A 13,139-nucleotide genomic window follows, 5' to 3' on the forward strand; every position below is an offset into this window, starting at 1 on the left:
CTCCGCAGTTCACCGGGCGGTCGTCCGGGACGCGGCGCCACTGTTTGCGCGCCCCGTCCCCGACCGCCAGGACGATCATGAGGCTTCCCCGGTTCGCACGGCGCTCCCTCGGTGCGGCATCCGTGTTCGTGCTCGGCCCGGCCCTGTGGGTCGCCACCGCTCCGGCGCCGACCCCCGCACCCACCCCGACCGGGAACGCGTGGAACCCGCCGGCCGCCCTCGCCGCTCCGCCGGACGCGGTCTGGCGCCACCAGGAGAGCACCTGCTCCGACCTCTTTCGACAGGTGGACGCTGCGTGACTGGTGGCGACGCCTGAAGAACCGCTACGGCCTCTGACCGCGCCGCGCCCGCCCCGATGACGATACGGCGGGCCGGTCAGCCGGTCTCCCCGCCCGCGAAGGCGGGGTAGACCGGCAGCGGGGGCGTGTCCCGCCATCTCCCGGCGATCTCCCGCAGCAGCAGCCGCATCGTCTCGGCGAACGCCGGATACTCCTCGATCGCGGCCGCCGTCTCCCAGCGGTACCGCAGCACCTGCCGTCTCGTCGGGACCGGCCGCCGGGTCCGGTGCATCGGCCCGTCCTGCGCGGTGCGCGGCAGCAGGTGCACCGTCATGAACACCGTCCAGACCGCGATCGCCCGTCGCATCCCAGCCTGCCACACCGCGTCCCCGGCCAGCGCCGGGTACGCCGTGACGACCTCCGCGCGGAAGGCGTCCTCGACCTCCTCCGCCGGTCCGGCCGGGATCCGGAAGACGCACCAGCAGGTGGCGAACGGCATCCGGCAGTAGGCGGCGGTCAGGAAGACCGACTGGAAGCAGGCGGCCTCGAAGTCGATCAGCCGCAGCCCCTCCGGGGTGAGCAGGTTGTTGTCGGCGCAGGTGTCACCGGGGGTGAACGCCGGATACTCCTTGCCGACCACCGTTCTGATCTCCTCCAGCTCCCCGGCCAGCCCGGACGGCGCCGCGATCCCGGCCTCGGCCAGCTGCGCGAGCAGGGCGGCGGCGCTCTCCTGCATCCACGGCTCGTCCTCCGGGGCTCGCATGCCCCCGCCGTACCGGGCCCAGAGCCGGGCGAGGTCGGCGCGCCTGCGCACCGACCCGGCGGCCAGCCGCCCGAGCCCGCGCGCCCAGGTGAGCAGACCCTCCGCGGCGGCCCGCGGGTCCCGTCCGAGGAGCACGTCGGCCAGGGACGGCGCGTCCCCCAGATCGGCCATCACCACCAGCGGCACGGTGGAGTCCACGCCCAGCAGCCTGGGACCGGCCAGCCCCAGGGAGAGACCGGCCGCCTCGGAGGCGAAGCACCGCAGCGCCTCGGGCTCGCCGGAGAACGACTTGACGATCACGCTGTCACCCTCGGCCGTCCTGCAGCGCAGTACGGTGCTGCGCCGGCTGCCGCCCAGGTCGACCGGGGCGGACAGCTCGGTGGCCAGCAGGTCGGCCGCGGCGCGCATGATCGGGTCCATCCCGGCATCCTGCCACCGTCGCCCCGGGGTCGCATCCGTTCATCCACCCGTCCGCCGGAGGAGCCCGGAGGAGCCCGGAGGAGCCCGGAGGAGCCCGGAGGAGCCCGGAGGAGCCCGGAGGAGCGCAGAGGGGCTCGGAGGAACGCGGTCAGTGCGCCCGCCGCATGACGGCCAGGCACCGGAGGACCGCTCTGCCCGCCGTCGCGGGCACGGTCAGCAGCCTCGCCAGGGCGGGCCGCAGGCGCCCGGCCCCTCCGACGGCCGCCGGGGAAGCAGCGGCCATCGGGGGAGAGGGCGCGGTGACCGCCGGTGGGGCGGGAGACGCCGGGGAGGCCGGGGCCGGAGGCGGGGAGTCCCCGGAGTCCGAGCCCGAGGCAGGCGGAGGGCCGGGCGGCTCGGGTGCCCTGGCGAACTCCTCGTCCAGGATCTGGTGGAAGCGCCGCTCTCGCCGGGTCGAGGCGCTTTCGAGACGGAGATCGCGCACGTTGCGCCAGTAGCGGCGGCCGGCCGGGCCGGAGAACAGCGTGAAGGCGATCGAGCGCAGGTGCTGCTCGGTGATCGTCTCCAGCTCGTACTCCATCGCCCACTGCGACACGATCAGGTTCACGTACATGTGCTCGCGCGGGGTGTCGTGATCGTCGGAGTCGAAGAACGGCCCCCAGGCCCGGCGGTAGAGCGGGTCCTCCATGGCCATCTTCATCAGGTCGGTGTGGAGCATGCGCAGCGCCTGCTCCCGGTCGGACTTGGCCTCCCGGGCCTGCAGCACCAGGGACACCGCGACGCCCAGGAGGGCGAGGACCGACAGCAGGGTGGAGGCGGCGCCGTACGTCTGGCCGATGAGGCTGAGCCGTTCCCAGTCACCCGCCTGGTCGCCCAGCAGGCTCAGCGCGAGCGGTGAGATCGCGACGAGGCCGGACACCAGCCCGACCACGACCAGCAGAAGGATGGTGATCAGGGCCCTGCGGGCGAAACCGCGGACCAGCAGCCGCTCGGACAGACGACGTGACGGCACGGGCGGCGCCCTCCGCTCAGGTGGACTTGGGGGGAGACAGGGGGGCGATCTCGCGCTCGAAGTAGCCCAGGAGGTCTTCGCCCTGGTCGTACAGCTGCGCCAGCTCGGCCCGGCAGTCCGACAGCAGAACGGGGTCGTCGATGCGGCGGGCCCCGCTGAGGGTGCCCGTCCCGTCGTAGAGGACCTCGTACATGGTGAGGGAACCGAGCAGGACCACCTCCGGCAGCTCCGCCACGGCCTCCAGGTGGGCGACGGCCTTGGCGGGCAGGACCCGGATCCGCTCACCCTCCTCGGCGCGGATCCGCAGGATCTGCATCTCCCACTGCAGGTACGGCGTGACCGGCTGCTCCACGATGCGCAGCCTGTGCAGCTCGGGTCCCGAGCCCGAGCCCGAGGCGACGCCGGCGCGCATCTCCTCGACCAGCACGAGCGAGCGGTCCCAGTCGCCCTCGACCATGGCGGTCCAGCTCGGGACGTCGGGTTCGCGGAAGTGCTGGGCCCGCTCCAGCTTCCAGAACGGCTCGTCGCCGATCCGCTGGAAGCGGGGCCAGAAGTCGTCGAGATAGGCCGTCGCGTCCAGCGGCAGCCCCGGCGCCGTGCGCACCCGCTCAAGCATGGGGGATGTCCCGTTTGGCGGCGATGAGCGTGGTCCGCGGGATGACGACGATGCGCTCGTCGGAGGAGACGGACACGTCGGCGGGCAGGCGGCCGTCGTAGGCCGAGGTGAGGTCGCGCCCCACGACGGCGAAGTCGCCGTTGTCGAGTTCCCATATATCGGGACAGGACGGACTGCTGTTGGTCGTGCCCAGCTCGATCGCTGACTTTCCGAGACGGCGTCTGAATTCGGCCGATGGGTTGGCTTCCCACGGTCGGGACACGGCGACCTCCATAGCAGGGATCCTGCTTGAAGTTTGGCATCGGCCCTGGCCTGCGACAACGACTTCTCTAGTTACGTTCCGCTTACTGTCTCCTACTTTGCGTGTATCTCTGGCGATCGTTTGAAGTCACCCGCTCCTCAGGCCGAGCAGCATGCCGTGGCAGCGCATGGTGTGGTCGAAGGCCGTGGCGGGGTCGAGGATCACGCTGTTGAACTGGCCGAACAGCTCGAAGCTCACCCAGCCGAACAGGCCGGTCCAGGCCGCCAGGGCGCGGGCGACCAGGTCGTCGGGCAGGCCCGGCATGACCTCGCGCACGCGCAGGGCGTCCGTGGAGAAGGACGCCGGCGGGGGCGGCAGGACGTCCGGCGGTGTCAGTGCCCCGGCCTCGTGGGCGTCGGCCAGGATCCGGCCGTAGACGACGGTGTCGCGGACGGCCGCGGCGACGGTGTCGTCGGGCGCCTTGTAGCCGGGCACGGGTGAGCCGTACAGCAGGGCGTACTCGTGGGGGTGGGCCAGCGCCCAGTCGCGTACGGCGTGGCAGACCGCCATCCAGCGCCCGGCGTGGTCCTCGCGCGGGCGGGCCGCGTCGGCGTTCTCCACCGCCTCGCCGACGGCGTTGTAGCCGTCGATGATCAGGGCCGTCAGCAGGTCGTCCCTGGAGGGGAAGTAGCGGTAGATCGCCGAGGAGACCATGCCCATCTCCCGGGCGACCGCGCGCAGTGACAGTCCCGCCGCCCCTTCGACGGCCAGGTGCCTGCGGGCGATGTCGGTGATCTCGCGGGTCAGCTCGGCCCGGACCCGTTCGCGTGCTGTACGGCCTGCGCTCATGGGGTCACCGTATCAGAGCGGTGAGAGAAAACGAGAGCAGTGCTCTTGACGACTGCCGCTCCTTTAAGAGAGCATTGCTCTCAGAACGGAACGGCAATCTCTAAAAATTGACGAGAGGAAGAACGATCATGGGCAAGCACGTCGTCGCCGGAGCGGGACAGGTCGGCTCCCACGTCGCCGCGATGCTGGCGGAGCAGGGCCACGAGGTCGTCCTGGTCAGCCGGTCCGGATCGGGCCCCGACCTGCCGGGAGTGCGCAAGGCCGCCGCCGACGTCGCCGACCGGGAGCGGATGGCCGACCTGGTCCGCGGGGCCGAGACCCTCTACAACTGCGTCAACCCGCCCTACCACCGCTGGGCGCGGGACTGGCCGCCGATGGCCGGCTCGATGCTGGCGGCCGCCGAGGCGGCCGGGGCCGGTTACGTCATTCTGGGCAACCTCTACGTCTACGCCGCGCCCGAGCGGCCGATGCGGGAGGACGACCCGCTGACCCCGCCCTCCGCCAAGGGGGCCATCCGGGTCCGCATGTGGCGCGAGGCCCTGGCCGCGCACGAGGCGGGACGGGTCCGGGTGACCGAGGTGCGCGGGTCGGACTACTTCGGCCCCGGCTGCCGGGACCAGTCGCACATGGGGGACAGGCTCGTCCCGCGCCTGCTCACGGGTAAGACGATCCGCTACATCGGCGACCCGGACCTGCCGCACAGCTGGACCTACGTGCCCGACGTGGCCCGGGCCCTGGTGGCCGCCGGGACCGGGGACCGGGCCTGGGGCCGTGCCTGGCACGTCCCGACGGGGCCGGCGATGACCTATCGCGCCGTGGCGGAGCGGCTGTGCGAGCTGGCCGGGGTCCCCGACCCGGGGGTCAGGACGATGCCGCACTGGCTGCTGCGCACGGCCGGGACCTTCTCGCCCATGCTCGGCGAGCTGGAGGAACTGCGCTATCAGTTCGTGCGGCCGTTCGTCCTCGACTCCACCGACTCCCAGGCGGCCTTCGGCATGGAGCCGACCCCGATGGACGAGGCGCTGGCCGAGACGATCGCGTGGTGGCGCGGGATCATGGCCCGGGCGGCCTGAGCCGGGCCTGTGGCGCGGGCGGCGTGAACCCGGCCGGGCGCGCAGGCCGTAGGGTCGCCGCATGAAGATTGCCATGATCGGTCTCGGGGACATCGCGGAGAAGGCCTACCTGCCGGTCCTCGCCACGCTGCCCGGCCTGGACCTCCACCTGTGCACCCGGGACCGCGCCACCCTCGACCGCCTCGGCGACGCCCACCGGGTCGCGGCCCGCTTCACCTCGGTGGACGAGGTCGTGAGGGCGGGGGTCGAGGCGGCCTTCGTGCACGCGGCGACGAGCGCGCACGCGGAGATCACCGAGAAGCTGCTGGACGCGGGCGTCCACGTCTATCTGGACAAGCCGATCGCCTACACCCTCGCCGAGTCGGAGCGCCTGGTACGGCTGGCGCGCGAGCGGGAGCGCTCCCTGCTGGTGGGGTTCAACCGGCGCAGGGCGCCGTCGTACGCGGCCCTGCTCGACCTGCCCCGCCACCTGGTCGTGATGCAGAAGAACCGCAGGGGCCTGGCCGAGGACCCGCGGACCGCGATCTTCGACGACTTCGTCCACGTCGCGGACACGCTCAGGTTCCTGGTCCCCGGCGAGGTCGCCCGCACCGCCGTCCGGACCCGCGTCAGGGACGGCCTGCTGGAGCACGTGACGCTGGAGCTGTCCGGCGACGGCTTCACCGCCTTCGGCATCATGAGCAGGGTCAGCGGCGCGGCCGAGGAGACCCTGGAGGTCATGGGCGACGGCGTCAAGCGCCGGGTGGTCAACCTGGCCGAGGTGACCGACTACGCCGGATCCGAGACCCTGACCCGTCGCGGCGACTGGACCCCGGTCTCCCGCCAGCGCGGCATCGAGCAGGTCTGCCTGGAGTTCCTCGACGCCGTCCGCGCGGGCGAGGTCGTAGACGCCGGCGACGCCCTGGCCACCCACGCCCTCTGCGAGGACATCGTCCGGGCCGCGGTGTAGCTCCCCGCGGGGTCCCGCCGGCCCGCCGTACCGGAGTGGAGAGAGGGTCCGGTACGGCGGGGCGGCTCCGGGAGGGTCTCAGCGCTCGGACAGGTACCGGCGGCCGAGCTCGCGCAGCCGGCTGTGGGCCGACTCGTAGACGGCGGGACCGCCGAGATAGTCCTTGGGCAGCTTGGCGACCATCGTGTAGTTGGTGTCGCAGACGTTGCCGACGGGGGCCTGCCCGGCCTGGCTGACGAGCTGGTAGGCGTCCAGGGTGTCCAGGCCGGTGAGCTCGGAGGTCCAGGTGACCAGGTCGTGCTGGCTGATCCGGTAGGCGTCCTCCAGCGGGCGGGCCGAGCCGGTGGACATCAGGTGCCCGTCGTCCTCCAGGCGCGGCCAGGGGGTGCTCACCCCCTTGATCAGCTCGACGGCCACCACGGTGTTCATCGCGGCCTCGACCGCGGTGCCGCAGACCTCGCCGTGTCCCTGCCTGGCGTGCCCGTCACCGATCGCGAACAGGCCCCCCTCCACGTTCACCCCGAGGTACACGGTCACTCCCGCACGCAGCTCGGGAGTGTCCATGTTGCCGCCGTGGGCGTCCGGGGTGATCGTCATGCGGGCCTCGGAGGCGCCCGGGGCGACGCCGACGGTGCCGTGCATGGGGTCCAGCGGGAGCTCGACGGTGAAGTCGCTGCGGCGGGCGTGATAGCGGACCACGCCCTTGTCCACGTCGACGTCGTAGAGCCACACCACCTCGTCCAGGGGCGGCTGGAGCATCGCCGTGGTGTGCGTGCCGGTCAGTGCTCCGAAGTGCGGGAAGGTGGTGGACACCGCCCAGTCCCTGGCCGGCTCGATGGCGACGAAGTGCAGCGCCAGGGTGTCGCCCGGCTCGGCCCCCTCGACGTGGAAGGGGCCGGTGACCGGGTTCAGGTAGGGGAACTCGCAGACCCGCGAGGGCAGGTCCTCCACCGAGCGCACCCGGCCGCCGAAGCAGTCCTCGGTGGACATCTCGATGATCGTGCCCGGCTGCACCCGGCCGACCGCGGGACGGCCGCCGAAGGTGTAGCTGAGCTCTGCGGGGGTGGGCTGGTAGGAGACGACGTTCATCGGGCGCCCTCCGCGGGCAGGGAGTCCTCGGACGCCGGGGGGACCTCGAATGTGTCGGGCACGTGATCTGTCCTTGCGGTTCGGGTGGATGCGGTCGTGGGGGAGGACGTCACCTGGCGGGCACGTCCGGGGAGTCGTTCATGCCCGCCAGGGTGGGGCGGCGGCCCGTGACGTAGGACAGGATGAGCAGCACGGCGCCGACGCCCAGCCAGATGAGGCCGAGGGCCTGGGCCGCGATGCTGGCGTTGATCACGACGTAGACCAGGATCGCGAAGCCGATCACCGGGGCGATCAGGTGCCGCCACCAGTCGCGGCTGCCCCGCCGGACCACGTAGTGCACGACGACCGAGACGTGCAGCGCCAGGAAGGCGGTCATCGCGCCGAAGTTGACCAGTCCGCTGATCAGGGTGATGCCGTCGTCGCGGGTGGTCAGGTAGAGGCCGACGGCCAGCGAGATCGCGGCCACCAGGAGGGTGGCGTTGACCGGCACCTTGTGGGTGGGGTGGACCTTGGCCAGGAAGCGGGGGAGCTGGCGGTCGCGGGCCATCGCGAACAGCAGGCGGGAGGTGGCCGCCTGGGCGACCAGGGAGTTGGCGAAGCCCCAGGCGATCGCCGTGGCGACGGCGGTGAGCACGCCGAGCCAGTGGCCTCCGGCGAACTCGGCCATGTCGTAGAAGGCGGTGCCCTCCGGGTCGCCCTCGGTCAGCAGCTTGGCCCGGTCCGGGGTGAGCAGCGCGCCCACCCAGGTCTGCGCGATGAACAGCACGCCGGCCAGGCCGAGCGCGGCGACCATCGACTTGCCGAGCTGCCGGCTGTCCTCCTGGTTCTCCTCGGCCAGCATCGAGATGCCGTCGAAGCCGAGGAAGGACAGGACGGCGATCGAGACCGCGCCGAAGACCAGCGGCCAGGAGAACGTGGAGGAGTCGAACAGCGGGGTGAGGGCGCCGGTCTGCGCCTTGCCCTGGGCCAGGGCGACCAGGCCGATGACGATGAAGATCGCCAGGACGATGAGTTCGCCGATCAGCATGATCTTCGAGATCCGGGCGGTCATCTGGATGCCGGCGTAGTTCACGGCCGTGTTCAGCAGCACGAATATGATCAGCCAGCCCCAGACCGGGACGGCGGGCACGAACGAGGTCATCGCGTAGCTCGCGATGAGATAGAGCAGGGCGGGCACCAGCACGTAGTCGAGCAGGATCACCCATCCGGACATGAATCCCACCGGCGGCGCGATGCCCCGGCCGGCGTAGGTGTAGACCGATCCGGCCATCGGGAACGCGCGGGCCATCTGGGCGTAGGACAGCGCGGTGAAGGCCATCGCGACCATGCCGATGATGTAGGCGAGGGCGACCATGCCGCCGGAGCCCTGGAAGACGCTGCCGAAGATGCCGAACGGGGCGATCGGCACCATGAAGATCAGCCCGTAGACGAGCAGGTCGGTGAAGCTGAGCGACCTGCGGAGTTCCTGCTGGTAGCCGAAATGCTCCAGGGAAGGGTCGGTTGCCATGGAACGGCTCCTTGATGAGGGGGCAGCCGTACCCTAGAGCCAATCCTTGAAAAGGAAAAGTTTTCTACTGAAAACTTTTTGGGGCGATCTTGTTTCTTCCCGGTGGACCGGGGCGCTCAGCGCACGATGTCGAAGTCGAGCCCGTCGGCGCGGCCGAGGTGGGCCCGCCGCCGCACCCCGTGGCCCCGGAGCGTCAGCCGGCCGCGCGCCGTGACGATCGAGGCGCCGTCGGCGATCGCGTCCATGGCGGGGACCATGAGCGTCCCGGCCCGCGCGGTGAGCGCGGCGAGCATCAGCACCGCCTCGTAGCAGCCCTGCCCGTGCCCGTTGAGCAGCGGCGCGGTGGAGCCGAAGCGCCGGACGTACCGCTCGCCGAGGCTCAGGCTGTCGTCGGTGACCATGCTCGCGAAGTAGCCCATCGCCCCGTACAGCTCGCCGGTCGCGTCACCGCCGATGCCGAGCAGCCCGTGCTCCTCCAGCGCGCCGCACAGGCGCGGGGTCGACAGTCCCTCGGCGGCGAAGACCCGGTTGAAGGCGACGAGGTCGCTGCCGATCAGGCTCAGCAGCAGCGCGTCGGCCCGGCTGGCGACCAGTTCCTCCAGCAGGGGGGCGAAGTCCCGCACGCCGTACGGGACGAACCGCTCGCCCACCACCGTGACACCCCGCCCGGCCAGATGCCGCCTGGCCGCCCCGTGCACCAGGCGCGGCCAGACGTAGTCGTTGCCGAGCAGGAACCAGCGGCGGGCGCGCCGGCTGTCGATCAGCCAGTCGAGGCCCGGCCCGAGCTGGTGGCCGGGCGTCTCGCCCAGGAAGTAGACGCCGGGTGCGTGGCCGCCCCCCTCGTACGGCGGGGCGTAGACGAACGGCACCCGACCCGCCAGGGCCCGCACCACCGACACGCGCACGTCGCTGCCGTGCGTGCCGACCAGCGCGTCGACGGCCCCCGCCGACACCAGCGCGTCGACCTCGGCCGCGACCTCCCGGGCCGGGCGGCCGCCGTCGATCAGCACCAGCTCGACCTGCCTGCCGAGGATCCCGCCGGAGAGGTTGACTTCGTCGGCGGCCAGGACCGCGCAGTTGATCGCGCACGGCCCGACCAGCCCGAGGACCCCGGACAGCGGGATCACGAGCCCGACGCGCACCGCGGCGGCCCCGAGCAACTGGGCTTCCATGGGAGTGATGACGGATGTGATGGCTTCTGCCACGAAGCCGAGTATCCTCCCGGAAGGACGGGCTGCGACAGGCCCGTTGTCCAACCGGGATGCGAACGGGAGCTCCACGTGGTGACGACCGGACTGGGATCCTCGCTCGCCTACCTGCTCAGCCGGGCCGAACGCAGCGTCAACCGGGGCCTGGCCGCCGCCCTGGCGGCCGAGGACGTCACCGTCGAGCAGTGGCGCATCCTGCGCGCCCTCGCCGACGGCCGGGGCCACTCGATGGGCGAGCTGGCCGAGGCCGTGCTGATGCCGCACCCGACGCTGACCAAGGCGATCGACCGGCTCGTCGACCGCGCTCTCGTCTACCGGGGACACGATCCGGCCGACCGCCGCAGGGTCGCGGTCTTCCTCGCCGACCGCGGCGCCGAGCTGCTGGCCCGGGTGGAGGGCGCGGTGGCGGGACACCACCGGGTGATCGAGGACGCCTACGGCCTGGAGCGCACCGAGCAGCTCATGCGGGACCTGGAAGGGCTGGTCAGAGCGTTGGACGCGCCCGACTCGCCGGTGACCCCCCGCAGCCACGCCCGCTCCTGACGCGCCTCTCTCCACGGCCGCCGTGTTCTCCTGACGCGCCCTTCCCCGCGACCGCCGTGTTCCCCTGACCGGTCCCGCCCCGCCGTCGATGTCCGGCGGGGAAAAGGCTCAGGACCGCCCTCATCGAGCCGATGGGACGCTTCGACCGGTCGGCTCATCCGCGCTCGACCGGCCGGCACGCCCACGACCGGAGGGAAGGGGGGATCGGCCTTGTCCACGGCGTTCTTCGGCGTCCTGGCACGTCTGACCCGCGGTCCCCGGAGCTGGGCGGTCTATCTGCTGTCCGGTCTCGCGCTGGCCGCCGCCGCCCCCGCCCTCGCCACCGTCTCCCCGGTGCTGGAGGTCCTGTCGTGGGTGCTGCTGCAGGGCGGTACGGCGGTGGCCGTCTGCGTGGGAATCCGCAGGAACGGCCTCGCCGGGCTGCGGCCCTGGCGGCTGATCCGTACGGCGAGCGTGCTCGCCTGGCTGACGACCACCCTGACCTGGGGCGTCGGGTGGATCTGGCTGCAGCTTCCGGGCGCCATGGATCTGTACCGGGCCGGCACCGTGGTGACCTACACCCTGTCCCTGATCGCCCTGACCCTGTTCAGCCTGCGGGCCGAGGGCTCGCGCGGCGCCGGGCTGCTGGACGCGGGCATCATCACCGTCGGCGTGGCCATGCCGTTCTGGATCTTCCTGCTCGGCCCGCTGATCACCGCCGGGAGCGGGCGCACCGGCGCCGACCTCGCGCTCGCGGTCGCCCTGCCGGTCATCGACCTGTTCGCGTTCGGCCTGCTCATGCGGATGAGCCTGGACAACGGCCGCGCGCCCTGGCTGGGCCTGCTGAGCCTGTCCTATGTCTTGCTGTCCGTCGGGGACGGCGCCTTCCTGCTCGACCAGGTCGCCGGCCGGCCCTCCGGCGGCGTCGTGGCGACCTTCGGCTGGCTGGCCTGCTCGGTCCTGCTGGGCGCCGCCGTGCTCCACCCGAGCGCCGGCGGGGAGCGCCTGCGGGCCCCGGCCGTCTCCGGCAGGGGGCGGGTCGTGATGTTCCTGGCGCTGGCGCTCCTGAGCCCGCTGGTCTCGGGGTTCGGGCAGATGCTCCTGGAGCCGCGGGGCACGAAGAGCTCCTCCGACGAGATGGTGATCATGGTGCTGACCGTGGTCCTGGCCGTCCTGCTGGTGCTGCGCCTGAACATCGTCGCCCGCCTGGCCGAGAACCACGCCGCCGAGCTGGGCGTGGCCCTGCGCCAGCGGGAGGTCCTGCAGCGCAGCCTGTCGTACCGCGCGCTGCACGACCCGCTGACCGGGCTGGCCAACCGCACCCTGCTCGGCCAGGCCATGCAGCACGCCATCGCCGACACCGCACCCGGCGCGGAGCCGCCCGCGTTGCTCCTGCTGGACCTGGACGGCTTCAAGGACGTCAACGACAGCTTCGGCCACCCGGTCGGCGACGAGCTGCTCACCCACGTCACCCGGCGCCTGACCTGCCTGCTGGCCCCCGGCCAGACCCTGGCCCGGCTGGGCGGCGACGAGTTCGCGCTGGTGCTGCCCGCGACCGGCCGGCAGGATGCGCTCGCCGTCGCCGAGCGCATCCTGACCGCGCTGCAGGCGCCCTACCGGCTGAGCAGCCGGGAGGTGTACCTGACCACCAGCATCGGCGTGCTGGCCGGGCTGCCGACGGCCACCCCGTCGGAGGCCCTGCGCGATGCCGACCTGGCGCTGTACGCGGCCAAGAACGCCGGCAAGAACCAGATCACGGCCTTCGACCCGGCCCTGCGCCACGCTCATCTGGAGCGCACCCGCCTGCTCACCGGCCTGCGCCGGGCGCTCGCCCAGGGCGAGTTCACCCTGAACTACCAGCCGGTCGTCGACCTGGCCAGCGGGGACATCCGCGCGGTGGAGGCGCTGCTGCGCTGGAACCCGGCCGGCTCGCGGCCGGTGCCGCCGGATGTGTTCATCCCGGTCGCCGAGGAGAGCGGGCTGATCGTGCCGATCGGCGCCTGGGTGCTGGAGCAGGCCTGCGCCGACGCCCGGCGCTGGCACGAGGGCCACGACATCTCGGTCACCGTCAACATCTCCGGCCGCCAGCTGCGCGAGCCCGACTTCGCCGAGACGGTGCTGGACATCCTGGCCCGCCACGACCTGCCCGAGCGGGCACTGGTGCTGGAGATCACCGAGAGCATGCTGCTGGCCACCACGCCGGCCGAGACCGCCCGCATCATCGCCGCCCTGACCACGCTCCGGGAACACGGGGTGCGGGTCGCCCTGGACGACTTCGGCACCGGCTACTCGTCGCTGTCGTACCTGCGCACGCTTCCGGTGGACATCCTCAAGATCGACAAGTCCTTCGCGGCCCCGGCCGGGCACGCCGACCACCACCAGATGCGCGCCTTCACCAAGGCGATCCTGGAGCTGTCGGCCAGCCTGCGCCTGGACACCATCGTCGAGGGCGTGGAGTCGCAGGAACAGGCGGCCCTGCTCCAGCGGATGGGCTGCCCGCTGGTGCAGGGCTACCTGTTCTCCCCGCCCGCGCCCGCCCGGCAGATCGACGGCCTGCTGACCATCACGCCCTGGCAGGACGCGGCCTGACCCGGCCGGGGGCGTCAGCGCCG

The 13,139-nt window shown here is 72.3% G+C and carries 13 protein-coding genes; 5 read left to right on the forward strand and 8 right to left on the reverse strand.

All coding sequences use genetic code 11. From position 1 onward, the window contains the following. Positions 1-77: 77 nt before the first annotated feature. Entirely contained in the window at positions 78-299 is a 222-nt protein-coding gene (locus Psi01_RS13850) for a hypothetical protein (RefSeq protein WP_204064404.1), read from the forward strand. 76 nt (positions 300-375) lie between these two features. On the opposite strand, the gene Psi01_RS13855 is transcribed toward Psi01_RS13850, so the two are convergent. From Psi01_RS13855 to Psi01_RS13875, 5 genes are all read right to left on the reverse strand, one after another. Beyond that, entirely contained in the window at positions 376-1,461 is a 1,086-nt protein-coding gene (locus Psi01_RS13855; protein ID WP_204064405.1) for a hypothetical protein, read from the reverse strand. Positions 1,462-1,609: 148 nt separating this feature from the next. Continuing rightward, a complete protein-coding gene (locus tag Psi01_RS13860) occupies positions 1,610-2,473 on the reverse strand; it encodes a DUF6082 family protein (protein WP_204064406.1) in 864 nt (287 codons plus the stop codon). A gap of 16 nt (positions 2,474-2,489) precedes the next feature. Next, the gene (locus Psi01_RS13865; RefSeq protein WP_204064407.1) at positions 2,490-3,089 is read right to left on the reverse strand and encodes a DUF6879 family protein; all 600 of its coding nucleotides are present in this window, start codon (positions 3,087-3,089) and stop codon (positions 2,490-2,492) included. Continuing rightward, positions 3,082-3,351 carry a hypothetical protein gene (locus tag Psi01_RS13870; RefSeq protein WP_204064408.1) on the reverse strand — a complete coding sequence of 90 codons (270 nt, stop codon included), beginning with the start codon at positions 3,349-3,351 and terminating at the stop codon, positions 3,082-3,084. The genes Psi01_RS13865 and Psi01_RS13870 overlap by 8 nt, the downstream gene beginning before the upstream one ends. 126 nt (positions 3,352-3,477) lie before the next feature. Continuing rightward, positions 3,478-4,179 (reverse strand): TetR/AcrR family transcriptional regulator, encoded by a 702-nt coding sequence (locus tag Psi01_RS13875; RefSeq protein ID WP_204064409.1) that lies wholly within the window; start codon positions 4,177-4,179, stop codon positions 3,478-3,480. Positions 4,180-4,307: 128 nt separating this feature from the next. Between Psi01_RS13875 and Psi01_RS13880 the strand changes: the two genes are divergently transcribed. Further along, positions 4,308-5,252 (forward strand): NAD-dependent epimerase/dehydratase family protein, encoded by a 945-nt coding sequence (locus Psi01_RS13880; protein ID WP_204064410.1) that lies wholly within the window; start codon positions 4,308-4,310, stop codon positions 5,250-5,252. A gap of 61 nt (positions 5,253-5,313) precedes the next feature. Then, positions 5,314-6,201 carry a Gfo/Idh/MocA family protein gene (locus Psi01_RS13885; RefSeq protein WP_204064411.1) on the forward strand — a complete coding sequence of 296 codons (888 nt, stop codon included), beginning with the start codon at positions 5,314-5,316 and terminating at the stop codon, positions 6,199-6,201. 78 nt (positions 6,202-6,279) lie between these two features. Here Psi01_RS13885 and Psi01_RS13890 read toward each other — a convergent pair whose 3' ends face one another. The 3 genes from Psi01_RS13890 to Psi01_RS13900 all read right to left on the reverse strand — a co-directional run bounded on the left by Psi01_RS13890 (position 6,280) and on the right by Psi01_RS13900 (position 10,002). Further along, entirely contained in the window at positions 6,280-7,290 is a 1,011-nt protein-coding gene (locus Psi01_RS13890) for an acetamidase/formamidase family protein (RefSeq protein WP_204064412.1), read from the reverse strand. A gap of 109 nt (positions 7,291-7,399) precedes the next feature. After that, a complete protein-coding gene (locus tag Psi01_RS13895) occupies positions 7,400-8,797 on the reverse strand; it encodes an APC family permease (protein ID WP_204064413.1) in 1,398 nt (465 codons plus the stop codon). Between the two features lie 116 nt (positions 8,798-8,913). Beyond that, positions 8,914-10,002, reverse strand: a complete 1,089-nt coding sequence (locus tag Psi01_RS13900) for a substrate-binding domain-containing protein (protein WP_204064414.1) — start codon at positions 10,000-10,002, stop codon at positions 8,914-8,916. A gap of 75 nt (positions 10,003-10,077) precedes the next feature. Here Psi01_RS13900 and Psi01_RS13905 point away from each other — a divergent pair, with 75 nt between their 5' ends. Both Psi01_RS13905 and Psi01_RS13910 read left to right on the forward strand, forming a co-directional pair. Continuing rightward, entirely contained in the window at positions 10,078-10,548 is a 471-nt protein-coding gene (locus Psi01_RS13905) for a MarR family winged helix-turn-helix transcriptional regulator (protein WP_204064415.1), read from the forward strand. 210 nt (positions 10,549-10,758) lie between these two features. After that, a complete protein-coding gene (locus tag Psi01_RS13910) occupies positions 10,759-13,116 on the forward strand; it encodes a putative bifunctional diguanylate cyclase/phosphodiesterase (protein WP_204064416.1) in 2,358 nt (785 codons plus the stop codon). Positions 13,117-13,139: the final 23 nt, after the last annotated feature.

It is taken from the genome of Paraplanobispora siamensis, from assembly GCF_016863175.1.
GTDB lineage: Bacteria > Actinomycetota > Actinomycetes > Streptosporangiales > Streptosporangiaceae > Planobispora > Planobispora siamensis.